Source organism: Ruficoccus sp. ZRK36 (assembly GCF_019603315.1).
Lineage (GTDB): Bacteria > Verrucomicrobiota > Verrucomicrobiia > Opitutales > Cerasicoccaceae > Ruficoccus.
In genome coordinates, this window is the sequence record NZ_CP080649.1 from 1492701 (window position 1) to 1506888 (window position 14188).

Sequence of the window (14188 nt, forward strand, 5' to 3'; positions counted from 1 at the left end):
CTTTTATACCAGCTATTATGAACCAAAGCTCGCAATCCATCCGCGTAGGCCTGTTTTTCCTCCTCGGCGTCGGCATGCTGTGGCTCATGTATAAGACCCTTTCGAATCCAGCTGTACGCACGGACGACAGCTTTCGCATCGTCGCAGCCTTTAACGATCTGCGTGAGCTGAAAGTCTCGGACGAGGTCCGCATGTCCGGTGTCCGCGTGGGCAGCGTGCTGGAGACAGACCTGATCGACGGTAAGGCTGTGGCCGTGCTGGCCATCCGCTCAAAGTACCCCATCCCGGATAACTCCCGCGCCACCATCCAGGCTGCGGGGATCATTGGTACGAACTACGTCAGCATCACCTATGGCGATTCCTCGGCGATGCTGGAGACGGGGAGCGATATTGAGACGTTTGAAACACCGGGCTTTGCCCAGGTGGTCTCCGAGATCGGTAAGCTTGGGGAGCAGATGGATCAGGCCTTCAGCCAGCTCCATGAGTCGCTGAGCGTTTTCGCCGGGGACAACGGAGAGGACTCGCTCTTCGCGAACCTCAACCACCTGCTCTCTGAGAACAAGGACCGCCTCAGCAAGACCATGGCAAACATGGAGCAGATCAGCGGCGACCTGGCCAACTACCGTGGCTCGCTCGGTAAGCTTATCGAGGACGAGGAGGCCTACGACCGCCTCATCACCATGACGGAGAATCTCAATGCGGCCACCGAGCAGGCCAACGCCTTCCTGCTCCAGCTCCAGGCCACCGACACGGCACTGGGGGCGATGGTCTACGACGAGACGCTCGGGGCCAAGGTCCGCACCTCTTTTGACAATATCGAGGAGTTCACCATCAAGCTGAACTCCCCCAGTAATACGCTCGGCCGCATCCTCGCCAATGACGAGCTCTACCTGCAAACGCAGGAGACGCTCAAGGAGGTGGATGACGCCGTCGAGCAGTTCAGCGGGGGTAGTGTTGGCTCCGCCGCTGGCGCACTTTCTAATGGCTTATTCTAATGACTGATAGGGGGTTACGATTTTCTTATAAAAAAGTTCGTTTTTTTTGAACGAAAATCTCCCCAACCCCGTCTTACTTATTGCAACCCCTCAAGATTTGAAGTTGCAGCGTATAGTTTCAGTCTAGTTTGTAGTTTGCATTTAGGTTAAAGAGACACCGTCCGGCTGGGCGGTGTTTCTTTTTTATAAAATTCCGGTTTGAGCCGAGGTTTGCCAAGGCCGGAAGGAGCCGTTTAGCTACGGGATATGAGCGGATTTCGTGTCTATTTACCCGAGGGAGCTCCGGATCAGGGGGCGGTCGATCTGCCTGCCTCCGAGGCGCATCATCTGGTGCGTGTGCTGCGGGCTCGGGTAGGGGACGCCGTCACGCTTTTTGACGGAATGGGGACGGCCTGGCAGGCCAGTCTGTCCGCCGTGGAATCCCGTCGCGCCACTGCGCAAGTCCATGCCCGCGAGGATGTTCCCATGCCCGCGCGGACATTGGTTCTGACCCTGGCTCTGGTCAAGGGGAAGGCCTTTGATGAGATTGTCCGGCAGGCGACGCAGCTGGGGGTGTCAGCCATTCGCCCTGTGGCCACCGAGCACTGCGAGGTGAAGCTCAAAGGTGGGCGGGTGGAGTCCAAGCTCGAGCACTGGCGGGCTGTGGCAGTGGAAGCCTGCAAGCAGTCGGGTAACCTGCGGCTGCCAGAGCTGGCTGAGCCGGTGTCGCTGTCGGAGGCTGTTAACTTACCCGCGGGGACGCGGCTGGTGGCTTCGCTGGAAGAGGGGACCGTTCCCCTCGCTCAAGCCTTAAGGAATGCCGGGGAAGTGTCCGGGCCGTGGGAGATTGCCATCGGCCCGGAGGGAGATTTTTCGCCCGGCGAGTATACCCTTTTACGGGAGGCAGGCTATCGGCCTGTCTCGCTCGCTCGACATGTCCTCAGGGCCGAGACTGCCGCCCTCTACGCTCTGAGTGTGATGGACGCGGCTGCGGATTGCGCCTGAGGCGGATTTCTCTCATTTCGTGGCTGCTTCTCGGTCTGCCCATGGCACAAAAAAGCCGGGCATGATGCCCGGCCTTGGAAAGGGTGTGTATGTGCGTGCCGACTACTTTTGGCTGGTGATCTTCCAGTCGTCAGTCCGGAAGGGTGTCAGCGGCAGGCCGTTGCGGTCTTGCACATTGCAGACTGGGTTGTTGGCCCAGGCATAGCGTACGGCGACGGGGTTGGGGACGTCTTTGCTCCAGACCTCGATGGTGTCCTTGCCGGTGATCTTGGCATCGGCCCAGACGAACTTCTGGTCCTCGCCGGCGATAGCGAACCCGATCGGCTCGTTCACGTCGAAGGTGTATAGCCCCTGGTCGATGTTGTCGAAGGTGAGGACGACCTTGTTGCCCTTGACCTCCATGGAATCATAGAGCGGGCTCTCGGCTGCGAAGTCATACCCGTAATCCTTGGTCAGTGCGAGCAGCGCAAGGCGGTTGGCGACGACCTGCTTGTTACGCGGGTGGATGTCGCGCCCTTCGCCGACGTCAACGATGACAGCCTGCCCGGTGTTGGGGAGGGAGAGGGTAAGGGTTTGGGCTTCGCGCAGTTCAGCCCAGCCGCTGCTACCGGGTTCGTCGGACTCGTCTTTGTAGTCAGCGAGCTGCACCCAGTAGAAGGGGAAGTCCCCCTGGCCCCAGGCATCGCGCCAGGTCTCAATCATGAGCGGGAATGAAGTGCGATACTGGTAGCCGCGGCTGCCATTGGTTTCCCCTTGGTACCAGATGACGCCGCGAATCCCGTAGCCGAGGATGGGGGCGATACGGCCGTTGTAGAGGTTGGCTGGGCGGTGCTGGTTGTAGCGAGGGTCACTCGGCTTGCGGGGAGCACGGCCCTTGGAGCCATTGGCCTTCCATTCAGCGGTTTCGTCTTCCCACTTGGCGAGATCCTGCTTGCGGTTTTCGTCGGTGTAGTTCGCGACCTTCTCGTCGTAATTCTTCAGGAACTGGGTGTGGAACTCGTCCACATCGAATTTCTCACGCGGGAGCCAGGCTTCCAGAGCGGAGCCGCCCCAGGCATTGTCGATCAGTCCGACCGGCACGTGCAGGGTGTTGTAGAGGCGCTTGCCGAACAGATAGCCCACCGCCGAGAAAGACTTCACGCTCTCGGGGGTGCAGACCTGCCATTCGTTGTTAAAGGTAAACTGCGGCTTCTGTGTGGCCGGGCTGTTTACGGTCATCAGGCGAATCTGCGGGTAGTTGGCGGAGGCGAGCTCCAGCTCGGCGAAGTCGGTGCGCTCGAGCGGCCACTGCATGTTTGACTGGCCGGAGCAGACCCAGACTTCACCGCTGAGTACGTCGGTGAAGGTGAGGGTGTTGTTGCCCTTGATGGTCAGCTCGTAGGGGCCGCCGGTGGGCAGTGCGTCGATCTTCACCATCCAGTCGCCGTCTGCGTCGGCCTCGGTGGTCTTTGTCTGACCGTTAATGGAAACGGCGATTTTCTCACCGGGATCGGCTTTACCCCAGACAGGGTTGGCCTGCTCGCGCTGGAAGACCATATGGTCGCCGAACATCGCGGAGACGCTGACATCGGCCTGGGCACTGAGTGTACCAGCGGCGAGCGTTAGTAAAAGGAGGGTACGGGTTTTTAAGCAGGACATAAGACCTGATTTTCTCAAGTCCTGCCGCAGGCGTAAATCCTTAAAATAACACAAGCGGTTATTCCTCGGCCTTGCCTGGTACCGCTACGTCCTCTGTCCGGTGCGCGGCCGGTTGTGCTAACCGACCGCGGCATCCGGCAAAGCGTGCGTAGTGCTTAACTGCCTGAACGGCTTCCGGTCAGAGAGAGGGCGAGCTTTGGCCCCAACTCGTTCCGAATACCCACTCCTCAAGCGGCTTGCGCTCGCGGGGGCCCTGATCGCGCTCGGCGAGTTCCGGGTCGCCATTCTCGGGCTTGTCGGCATAGCCAAGAGCGATGGCCGTGTGCGGCTCATAGTCTTCCGGCACTTCGTAACGGGTGCGGATGGCATCGGCGTCAATGCCGGCCATCATGTGCACGTGCAGCCCCAGTGACTGGGCCTGCAGCGTGAAATTGGCGCCAGCGAGCCCGAGATCGTGGAAATAAGTCGGGTTGGGCGAACCGTTATACGTAAATGTCTTCTTCGCGCAGGCGAGGATCAGGACACCGGCATTCTTTGCCCAGGCCTGGTTGGCCTCGACCAGGCAGGAGAGAGCCTTCTTCCAGGCTTCGGTATCGCCACGATCCGCGACAATGTAGCGCCAAGGCTGCTCGTTGAAGCCGGAAGCAGCCCAGCGGGCAGCCTCAAGGCAGGAGAGTAGCTTGTCCTTTTCAACGGGGTCTCCGCTGAAAATATACGGGCTATAGCGTTCCTTGACGACATCGAGGACCGGGTGGCCAGGATTTGCCGTACGTTCAGGATTCACAGTGTTCATCCTGAAAATTTATCCCTCCCGCCGCCGGAGTAAAGCGGGGGGCGCAGTTTTTTACCGGGTGCTACTCGCCCAAGATACTGGTCCAGTCGTCTTTGATGCTGACGACCGTCCAGTCGAATTTCTTCGCCAGGTCCATCAGTTCCTTGTCCTGATAGGTGTACTCGCGGCTGTCGTCATCGTGGTTGATGATGAGGCAGAGATTGTGATGGGGCGAGTGGTCGGCGTAGATCAGCATCTCGTAGTCGGCCATGGAATTACCGGCGACGAAGACCGGGCCTTTGCCCAGATACTCGCGGATGTTCTCAGCCTTGCCGGTCAGCCAGTTGTCAGGCTCGCGGAAGTACGTACCCTGAATAAAGTGCGGCCCCTCAGCATCGAAATCGATAGCCACCCGGCTGCCGATGATCTCGCGAGGCTGAATATTGCGCAGGGTTTGGGCCTGCAGGGCGCGGATGAACTCTGTCTGGGTGCCGGAGACCAGATACACCATAAAGCCGTGCTCACGCAGGGCATCAACCAGCTCCAGCATGGGTTTGTAGAGGAGGTCCTTGTAGGGGATGCCGTAGCGGGGGTGCCGTCCGGCTTTCAGAAATTCAGCGGCTGATTGGCGAAACTCCTCCAGGCTCATGCCCTCCACGGACTTGAGGAGAATCTCCGATTTGTTCTCGCGAATGTAGGTCTGGTCATTTTCGAGAGCCGCCTTCCAGGGCTGCTTCTCTTTGAGGGAAGGATCCTCCTCTGCCTGCCTGCGCAGCTCGGTCAGCGCGAACTCCACCTGGGTCGGCTGAACCTTCTCGACCATCAGTGTGCCGTCCAGATCAAGAGCAGCAATCCGGTCCTCCAGCGGGATAAACCCGGGGTTTGTCGGGTTGTCCGCGTTCTTCAGAAAATCGAGGATGAGGGTCTTGGTGGCGTTGTCTTTCCAGCTGGGGAGCGGGTCCAGGCTCTGGCGTGAGAGATTGCGAAAGCCGTACAAGTGCCCGGCACCCGAGAGAAAGACGACCAGAGTGACCGTGACTGCTAACCGGAGATGATGCATGGGGAGCATGTGCAGCATAAAGTAGGCCGTCCGGGCTGGTGAGAGAAGCCTAAATTTAGGCGGGTGGGCAAAACGCGCTTGGCGAGCCTATGGGCATGCGCTAGTTTCTGTATCCAGTTCATGCATACCAGATACCCCTGTTTCCTGTTATTGATCGTATGTTTATGTGCGCCTCTCATGGCGAATACGGAGAATGTCAGCCTGACTAGCATCCTTCGTAAACACAGACGTGCCCAGGCCGATATCGCAAAAATATACAGCGCCGATACGCTGCGCCTGAAGGGGGAGACCGAGCAGCAGGGGCAGACCTACCGCTTTACGCTCTATAAAAAATCTCCAGATCTGCTCCGCTACGAAATCGACTACAAGGAGCGCAGCTTTGTCATCATCTATGACGGCTCGCATGGCTACTTCTGGTCACCGGATGAGGCAGACCGCCCGGTAGAGGTCGCAGGCGGTACACAGGAGCTGCTCCTGCAGCATGAAGCCTCCTTTGACGGTGTTCTGCTCGGGGCATCTGCATTGGGGTACCGGACGGAATTACAGGGACTGATAGACTTACCTGACCAGCCCAATCCGGTTTTTCATATCCTGTTGTATGGAGCCGAGCATGGTGGGCTGATCGATGTCTACATCGACAGCTCGACCTATCTGGAGGTGCAGAGGTCTTTTCGCCCGAGCGAAAATGATCCGCCTCTGGTGACGACCTTTGGAGACTATCGTCGCGTGGAGGGGTTTATGATCCCCTTTAAAATCGAGAACACCTACGAGGGAAAGCTTCTGTCCCAGACCCGTGTCCTCGAGGCTGACCTCAACGCCGGGATATTGGGTTTCTTCTTCGAGCTGCCCAAAGCCAAGCGCTAGGGGTACCTCGTCTATCCGCTAGTCGGTCTGGTGCTGGCTGTTCTCGCGCTGAATCCTCTCGTTGTGTGAACGTCGCTCGTCGGCCTGGAGCATAAAGTCCTGCTGGGAGGAATAGGCGGGGGCGTTTTTCGAGCCGGGCTGCGGGCGGTAGGCACCATTGGCCTGGAGGAGGGTGGCCGTGCTGTCCTTGAGGAAAGCCGTCAGGATATCCTCGGTGATTTCGCGCCGCAGTTCGTCGTCCTCGACGGGGAATACACACTCGATGCGGCGGAAGAAATTGCGGGGCATCCAGTCGGCACTGCCGAGGAATATCTCCGGCTTGCCGCCTGCGTTTTCAAAGTAATAGATGCGGCTATGCTCCAGATAGCGCCCGAGGATGCTGCGTACGGTGATGTTTTCACTCAAGCCTTTGACGCCGGGGACGAGGCCACAGATGCCGCGCACGATCAGCTCGATCTTTACCCCTGCCTGCGAGGCGGCGTAGAGGTTGTCGATGGTTTCCTTTTCGATCAGGCTGTTGGTCTTGGCGATGATGCGGGCGGGCTTGCCGGCCTTGGCGTTGCGGGTTTCGCGCTGGATGAGCGCCTGCATGCCTGAGTGCAGGTTAAAGGGGGCGACCAAAAGGTTCTTGAAGTGCGGCGACCGGGAGAAGCCCGTCAAGGTGTTAAAGAGGTCGGCCACCTCGGAGGTGATGTGCTCCTTGGCGGTGAAGTAGCTCAGGTCGGTGTAAAGGCGGGCGGTCTTCGGGTTGTAGTTGCCGGTGCCCAGGTGCACGTAGCGGCGGAGCCCGTCGGCTTCACGGCGCACGACCAGGCAGCACTTGCAGTGGGTTTTCAGGCCGACCAGTCCATAGACGACATGGACGCCGACCTCCTCCAGCTCGCGTGCCCACTGGATGTTGTTGGCCTCGTCGAAGCGTGCCTTGAGCTCGACCAGAGCGGTGACTTGCTTGCCGTTTTCCGAGGCCTGCTTGAGCGCCTCGATGATGGGGGAGTCCCCGCTCGTGCGGTAAAGGGTCTGCTTGATGGCGAAGACCTGCGGGTCGCGCCCGGCTTCACGCAGAAAGTCCACCACCGGGTTAAAGGAGTCGTACGGGTGGTGCAGGAGAAAGTCAGCCTGCCGGATATTCGCGAAGAGTTTATCGGGCTGCGAGAGGTCGGCCGGGATGTTCGGCTGGAAGGAGGCGTCCTTGAGGTCGGGGCGCTCGATCATGCCATAGACGCTCATCAGGCGCATCAGGTTGATCGGCCCGTCGATGCGTACGATAAAATCCGAGGGCAGGTCAATGGCCTTCGTGAGCTGGTGGAGCATGGCGTCGTCCACCTCGTTCTCGATCTCAAGGCGTACCGGGTCGCCCTTGCGGAGCTTGTGGAGTTCCTCCTCGATTTGCTTGAGCAGGTTTTCGACTTCTTCCTCGTCGATGTAGAGGTCGCTGTTGCGGGTGATGCGGAAGGCCCACGCGCCGAGCACCTTGAAGCCGGGAAAGAGCTGGTCGTAGTGGAGCTTTATGACGTCGCTGAGGAAGATGTAGGTCTGCGGGCCCTTGTCCTTGGGGTCGATGTGCACCACGCGAGGCAGGATGCGCGGGACCGGCACGATCGCCATCTTGGGCGGGTGTCGGCGGGTGCGCGGCTCCTTCAGGCTGACGAGGATGTTGAGGGATTTGTTAACGAGCTGCGGGAAGGGGTGGGCCGGGTCAATCGCCATCGGCGTGAGCACCGGGTACACCTCCTGCTCGAAGTACTTGGCCAGCCACAGCTTTTCCTTGCGGGTTAGCTCGTCGCGCGTCTTGAAGACGATGCCCTCCTTTTTCATCTCGGGCACGAGCTGCTGGTGCCAGCAGGCGTACTGGTCGGAGACGAGGCTGCCGGTGATGCTGTGGATGCGCCGGAGCTGTTCCTTCGGGCCGAGCCCGTCGAGCCCGACCTCGATCACGCCGCTCTCGACCTGCTGCACGAGCCCGGCTACGCGGATCTCGAAAAACTCGTCCAGGTTCGAGCTGACAATGGACAGGAACTTTAACCGCTCCAGCAGGGGCTGAGTCGGTGAGGCAGCCAGATCGAGCACCCGGCGGTTAAAGGCCAGCCAGCTCAGCTCACGGTTGAAATACGGGTACTTGGCCTTGCCTTTGGGAGTGCGCGGAGCCTTCGAGGTGGCGGTGGCGGTTTTGCGGGCGGGTCGTTTACGCGGAGGAGTCGGTGCGGCCATGGGTCAGGTGTTTTCGTCGGGGGGATTGGAAGTGGAGGTGGCTTTAAACCAGGTTTTGATCTTCTGTTTCGCCTGCTGGCGGTGTTTCTCGGAAATGCAGCTGGCCACGCTGGCGGCCGCGGCCAGCAGGGCGGCGGTGTCGTCGGCGAAGCCCACGCCCGGCGTGATGTCCGGGATCGTGTCTAGGGGGAGAATGAGGTATCCGAGCGCCGTGAACAAGACCGTCTTGGCCCATTTGGGCGTTTTCTCGTCGATGCCGGTGTAGTAGAGCACGAGCGCCTTTTCCAAGACCTCACGCCCGATCTGCTTCGAGAACTTCTGGACCTTGTCCCAGAAACCGCTCTCGGAATAGTGCTGCTGGAAATCGTCGGTCATTTCTGGGCGGTGTCGCGGATGGCCTTCTTGAAATAGCTGTAGTTAATAATGGAAACGAACAGGACGGCCACCGCACCGATGAACATCGGCATGAAGGTTGGCTTTGTCACCTCTTCGGGGATCACGAAAACGGGGAGCATGAAAAACAGTGCCAGCGGAATGGGCGCTACGATGGCCCGCTTGAGGAGTTTAACAGAAGGATGGTTGGGGTCCATGGGTTTTGAATAAGAAGTACGTGTGATGCTGCTAGACAAGTGCTCTGTGTCCTCTGTGCCTCTGTGGCAAAATTTTATTCCTTACTTCACCACCACGGTCTTGATGTTCACAAACTCGTGGATGCCGAAGTTTGCCAGCTCGCGGCCGTAGCCGCTGGCCTTGATGCCGCCGAAGGGCAGGCGCGGGTCGCTGCGGACGAAGTCGTTGACCGCCACTGCGCCCGCGTGCAGCTCCTCGCGGGCGATCTTGCGGCCCTCCACGATGTCTTGCGTGAAGACCGCCGCGCCGAGCCCGAAGCGGGTGTCGTTGGCCACGGCGATGCCCTCGGCCTCGTCCTTGACCGGGATGATCGCGGCCGCCGGGCCGAAGAGCTCGTCCGAGTAGGCGGGCATGCCGGGCTTCACGTCCGTGAGGACGGTGGCCGGGTACCACGCGCCGGGCTTGTCGGGGACTTCGCCGCCGAGCAGGAGGGTGGCCCCCTCGTTCAGGCAACGCTGGACTTGCCCGTGCAGCTCGTCGCGCAGGTCCGTGCGAGCCATCGGGCCGAGCTTGGTATCCGGTTGCTTGGGGTCCCCCATCGCGTAGTCGCGCATGGCCTCGACGACGGCTTTTTCAAACTCCGCCCGCACCCGCTCGACGACAATGAAGCGCTTGGCGCTGATGCAGGTCTGGCCGCCGTTGATCATGCGGGAGGCTGCGCAGGTCTTCGCGGCCAGCTCCAGATCGGCGTCGGCGAGCACGAGGTAGGCGTCCGACCCGCCCAGCTCCAGGACGGTTTTCTTCAGCTGCGTACCGGCCTGTGCGGCAATCTTTTTTCCCGCCTCCTCGGAGCCGGTCAGCGTGACGCCCTGTACATAGGGGTGGGCGACGATCACCGCGGCGTTGGCGGAGGTGACCATCAGGGTGCGGAAAATATTTAGCGGAAAGCCAGCCCGCTGGAAAATCGCCTCGATGGTCAGGGCACACTCGGGGACGTTGGAGGCGTGCTTGAGGACGACGGCGTTACCCGCGATCAGCGCCGGGACGGCGGCGCGAAAGACCTGCCAGAAGGGGAAGTTCCAAGGCATGACGGCGAGCACGATCCCCAGTGGCTGAAAGGTGACGAAGCTCTCCGAGGCCTCGGTCTCGATCGACTGGTCAGCGAGGAACTCCGGGCCTTTCTCGACGTAGTATTCGCACAACCAGGCGCATTTCTCGATCTCGGAGACAGCCTCCTTTATCGGCTTGCCCATCTCCTTCGTCATCACGGCAGCGAAGGCCTTCTTCTCCGTACGCAGGATCTCGGCCACGCGCTTGAAGCGTGCGGCACGTTTCGCCACGGGTCGCCTGCTCCACGGGCCAAAGTCCTCCTGGACCTTTTCGAGGATGGAGAGGATCTCGGGCAGTTCCATCTCCGGGTATTCGCGTAAAAGTTCGCCGGTTGCGGGGTTGAGCGTTTGCAGAGGCATGGTAGGAGTCGGGGAGGTTGCAGGTTGCGAGGGTATCTATCATGCCGTAACCCGGCGCAAAGATCAAGTACGTCCCGGTAAATGCGGATTGACTCGATCTCACGCACATGAGGCAATGACTCTACGATGCGCATCCTCGTCGGCTCCCATGTCTTTCATCCCTGCGTGGGCGGGATCGAGGCCGTTTCGGCCATGCTGGCGGAGGCTTTTCTAAAGCTCGGTCACGAGGTGAAGCTCGTCACGCTGACACCCTCAGGTGCGCCGGATGAGTTTCCCTATGCCGTCCACCGTCAGCCCGACCGAGCGGAGCTTAAGTCGCTGCTGGGGTGGTGCGATGTTTTCTGGCAAAACAACATCAGCCTGAAAACACTCGGCTCGGCTCTGCTCAAAGGCACGCCGACGGTGGTCACGCACCAGACCTGGCTCATGCGTCCGTCAGGGCGCATCGGGTGGCAGGATGTTATAAAAAAGCTCGCCTCCACGCGGGTCCATAATGTCGCCATCAGCCGCGCTATCGCCGAGGCCCTGCCCGGCAAATCGATCATTATCGGGAATCCGTACCGGGACGAGTTGTTCCGCCGCGACGAGGATATCCCGAAGGAGCGCGACGTGGTCTTTCTCGGGCGGCTCGTCTCGGATAAAGGGGCGGACCTGCTCATCGACGCGCTGGAGGGATTGGACGTAAGCTGCACCATCATCGGTGATGGGCCTGCCCGCGCCACGCTCGAAGCCCGCGCAGAGGGGCGTGATATTATTTTTACCGGGATGAAGTCCGGCCCTGAGCTGGTTACGCTATTGAACCAGCACAAACTCCTCGCCGTGCCCTCGCGCTGGAACGAGCCCTTCGGGATCGTCGCACTGGAGGGGATCGCCTGCGGCTGCGTGCCCGTGGTCTCGGCCGGGGGCGGGCTGCCCGATGCAGCCGGGCCGTGCGGAGTGACCTTCCCGAATAACAACGCCGGTGCCATGCGCCCGCTGCTGCGCGACCTGCTCGCCAACCCGGCCCGCCGCCAGAGCCTCCTCGCTCACGCTCCCGATCATCTCGCCAAGCATACCGCCGAGGCTATCGCCCGCCGCTATGTGGAAGTGTTTGAGGGAATCGCGAAGTAGTCGGTCGCGTCAGTACTCCACGTTCTCGCTGAGTGGTGGCAGGATTTTGTCCGGGTCGCGGGAAAAGGCGCAGTCGACGAGGTAGTCGTCATTATCCGAGCGGTAAAAGTCGTAGCGGGCGAACAGCACGCCGTCACGGTAGCCATATAGGACGTAGTATTGGCGGTAGCTTACCGAGATGTGGCGGACGAAAATAGGCTCCACCTTGAGGAGAATTCCAAAGAGTTTTTCCGCCACACTGAATTCCGACCTCATCGTCGCTGCGAAATTCTTTTTGTTGCTTACGATGGGCGTGGCATTGGTCAGGACGGTGATGGCCGATCCGCTTCCACCGCGTGTGTAGGCGTTGATGCTTTGGCTTAATGCGTCCGGCAGTCGGTTGGTGGCCAGCTGATTGGGGGGCGTCGAGACGTCCTGCACCTCAATGATTTCTCCGTAGCCGGTCAGAGGGGAGAGGGCGTACAGGGCGAGGATGGCGGCAGCGATGTATCTCATGGGGATAGGATAACGTATTTATCGCAGGGGGAAAGCCTGAATAAATAGCCGGGACCCGGCGCATAAAAAAAGCCCGCGCAGGAGGGCTTCCTGCGCGGGCTTGAGTGGTAAATGCGTTGCGGCTTTTACGCCTTAGAGCCGACCTTTTCCAGAAGCTGGTGGAGGCGGTTGATCATGGCGCGCGGGTCCTCCAGCATACCGGCGGAGATGAGCGCATTGTCGTAGACCTGCTCGGCTACCAGTTTCGCGGTGTCGGCGTCCTTGTCCTTGAGTTCGGCGAGGTGCTTGATCAGGCCGTGGCGCGGGTTGAGCTCGAGGTTGACGAGGGTGGGCATGTCCGCACCAGCGTCCTCGCCGCGAGCCTGAGCCATGGCCTTCATCATGCGGCGCATGTGCGAGGTCATCATCTTGTCGGCGTTGAGGGCGAGGGCGGGGCTGTCCACGAGGCGCTTGCCCGCGCTGACTTCCTTCACGCGGTCTTCACCGAGGGTTTCTTTCAACCATGCGCAGAGGGCGTCGAGCTGTTCTTTGGCCAGTTCTTCGCCTTCGGCTTCCTTGGTGGTGTCGCCGAGGTCGAGCTCATCCTGGTCGGCGCTGGTCAGCTCCTTTTCCTTGAACACGCGCAGGTGCTGCATGACGAAGTCGTCGATCGGCTCCAGGCAGTAAATGACCTCCAGCGAGCGGGCCTTGAAAGCCTCCAGGTACGGGCCGGATTCGATGGCCTTGCGGCTGGGACCGGCGAGGAAGTAGATCGCCTTCTGGTCTTCCTTCATGCGGTCCACATAGGCCTGCAGGCTGGTGAGCTTACCCGGCTCGGTCTCGGAGGACTCGAAGCGCAGCAGCTCGGAGAGCTTGTCGCGGTGCGTCATGTCCGTGGCGACACCTTCCTTGATAAACACGCCAAAGGTGCGCCAGATCTTTTCGAACTTCTCGGCGTCCTTGCGGGAAACCTCCCCGAGGTGCTTGATGAAGCGCTTGGTGATGACTTCGCCCAGGCGCTTGACCAGCGAGCTGTCCTGCATGGACTCGCGGGAAATATTCAGCGGCAAATCGGCGGAGTCGACTACGCCCTTGAGGAAGCGCAGCCACTCGGGCAGGAGCTCCGGCGGCTCGGGATCGATGAGGATCTTACGGCAGTGCAGGGCCACGGCGGGCTCGGTGCGCCCGAAGCCGAGCAGCTCGGGGTTTGAGCCGGGGACGTAGATCAGCGCGTTGACGGCCAGCGGCGCGTCCGCCGAAAAGTGCATCCAGTCCATCGGCTCGTCAAAGGCCTTGGCCTGAAACTTGTAGAACTCCTTGTATTCGTCTTCGGATACATCGTTCTTGTTCTTGAGCCAGACGGCCTGCGTGGTGTTGACCTTCTCGCCGTTGAGGTTGACCGGGAACTCGATGAAGCTGGAGTAGCGCTCGAGGATATCCTTCACGCGGTCGTTCTGGGCGAACTCCTTGTACTCTTCCTGAAGGGTGATGACGATCTTCGTGCCGCGGCGCTGCCCCTCGGAGGGCTCGATGGTGTACTTACCGGAGCCGTCGGAGGTCCAGCACAGGCCCTCGCCGTCTTTCTTCCAGGTGTGCGTGAAGACCTTTACCTCCTTGGCGACCATGAAGACGCTGTAGAAGCCGACGCCGAACTGACCGATCAGGTTCTCGTTCATGCCGCCGTTTTCCTTGATGGCCTGGAGGAATGCCTTGGAGCCGGAGTGGGCGATGGTGCCGAGGTTTTCGACCAGCTCTTCGCGGGTCATGCCGATACCGAAGTCCTGGATCGTAAGGGTCCCGGCGGCATCGTCGGTGGTGAGGTTGACTTCGAGCCCGAGGTTATCGTCGTAGATGTCTTTCTCGGTCAACTGAGTGTGGCGCAGCTTTTCCAGCGCATCAGAGGCGTTGGAGACGAGTTCGCGGACGAAGATATCCTTGTCCGTGTAGAGCGAGTGGACGACGATATCGAGGACTTGCTTGACCTCGGCCTGGAATTCGTGGGTTTCGGGAGCTTGGTTGGACATGACTGGTACTTCGTTAAAAG

Annotated in this window: 13 protein-coding genes; 4 read left to right on the forward strand and 9 right to left on the reverse strand. The window is 60.2% G+C overall.

From position 1 onward, the window contains the following. Positions 1-17: 17 nt before the first annotated feature. Together K0V07_RS06630 and K0V07_RS06635 are read left to right on the forward strand one after the other, a co-directional pair. Positions 18-995 carry an MlaD family protein gene (locus K0V07_RS06630; RefSeq protein ID WP_220623753.1) on the forward strand — a complete coding sequence of 326 codons (978 nt, stop codon included), beginning with the start codon at positions 18-20 and terminating at the stop codon, positions 993-995. A 246-nt stretch (positions 996-1241) separates the two neighbouring features. After that, positions 1242-1979, forward strand: coding sequence for a 16S rRNA (uracil(1498)-N(3))-methyltransferase (locus K0V07_RS06635; protein ID WP_220623754.1), 738 nt, complete (start codon positions 1242-1244; stop codon positions 1977-1979). Between the two features lie 102 nt (positions 1980-2081). Here K0V07_RS06635 and K0V07_RS06640 read toward each other — a convergent pair whose 3' ends face one another. The 3 genes from K0V07_RS06640 to K0V07_RS06650 form a co-directional block, all read right to left on the reverse strand. Beyond that, a complete protein-coding gene (locus tag K0V07_RS06640) occupies positions 2082-3617 on the reverse strand; it encodes a sialate O-acetylesterase (protein WP_220623755.1) in 1536 nt (511 codons plus the stop codon). A 178-nt stretch (positions 3618-3795) separates the two neighbouring features. Beyond that, positions 3796-4410: a nitroreductase family protein gene (locus K0V07_RS06645; protein ID WP_220623756.1), complete on the reverse strand. Its 615-nt coding sequence runs from the start codon at positions 4408-4410 to the stop codon at positions 3796-3798. Between the two features lie 61 nt (positions 4411-4471). Then, entirely contained in the window at positions 4472-5449 is a 978-nt protein-coding gene (locus K0V07_RS06650) for an HAD family hydrolase (protein WP_220623757.1), read from the reverse strand. A gap of 177 nt (positions 5450-5626) precedes the next feature. Here K0V07_RS06650 and K0V07_RS06655 point away from each other — a divergent pair, with 177 nt between their 5' ends. Continuing rightward, on the forward strand, positions 5627-6313 hold the full coding sequence (locus K0V07_RS06655; protein ID WP_220623758.1) for a hypothetical protein: 687 nt from the start codon (positions 5627-5629) through the stop codon (positions 6311-6313). Between the two features lie 18 nt (positions 6314-6331). On the opposite strand, the gene ppk1 is transcribed toward K0V07_RS06655, so the two are convergent. The 4 genes from ppk1 to K0V07_RS06675 form a co-directional block, all read right to left on the reverse strand. Then, positions 6332-8521: a polyphosphate kinase 1 gene (ppk1, locus tag K0V07_RS06660; RefSeq protein WP_220623759.1), complete on the reverse strand. Its 2190-nt coding sequence runs from the start codon at positions 8519-8521 to the stop codon at positions 6332-6334. Positions 8522-8524: 3 nt separating this feature from the next. After that, complete coding sequence (locus K0V07_RS06665) at positions 8525-8896, reverse strand: YkvA family protein (protein ID WP_220623760.1); 372 nt, start codon at positions 8894-8896, stop codon at positions 8525-8527. Then, on the reverse strand, positions 8893-9111 hold the full coding sequence (locus tag K0V07_RS06670) for a hypothetical protein (RefSeq protein ID WP_220623761.1): 219 nt from the start codon (positions 9109-9111) through the stop codon (positions 8893-8895). Before K0V07_RS06670 ends, K0V07_RS06665 begins: the two co-directional genes overlap by 4 nt. Before the next feature lie 81 nt (positions 9112-9192). Then, positions 9193-10560, reverse strand: a complete 1368-nt coding sequence (locus tag K0V07_RS06675; RefSeq protein WP_220623762.1) for an NAD-dependent succinate-semialdehyde dehydrogenase — start codon at positions 10558-10560, stop codon at positions 9193-9195. Between the two features lie 126 nt (positions 10561-10686). On the opposite strand from K0V07_RS06675, the gene K0V07_RS06680 reads away from it, so the two are divergent. Further along, complete coding sequence (locus K0V07_RS06680; RefSeq protein WP_220623763.1) at positions 10687-11670, forward strand: glycosyltransferase family 4 protein; 984 nt, start codon at positions 10687-10689, stop codon at positions 11668-11670. A 9-nt stretch (positions 11671-11679) separates the two neighbouring features. Here the strand turns inward: K0V07_RS06680 and K0V07_RS06685 are convergent, their stop codons facing one another. Both K0V07_RS06685 and htpG read right to left on the reverse strand, forming a co-directional pair. Then, positions 11680-12165, reverse strand: a complete 486-nt coding sequence (locus K0V07_RS06685; protein ID WP_220623764.1) for a hypothetical protein — start codon at positions 12163-12165, stop codon at positions 11680-11682. Between the two features lie 125 nt (positions 12166-12290). Next, a complete protein-coding gene (htpG, locus tag K0V07_RS06690; RefSeq protein ID WP_220623765.1) occupies positions 12291-14168 on the reverse strand; it encodes a molecular chaperone HtpG in 1878 nt (625 codons plus the stop codon). Positions 14169-14188 lie beyond the last annotated feature (20 nt).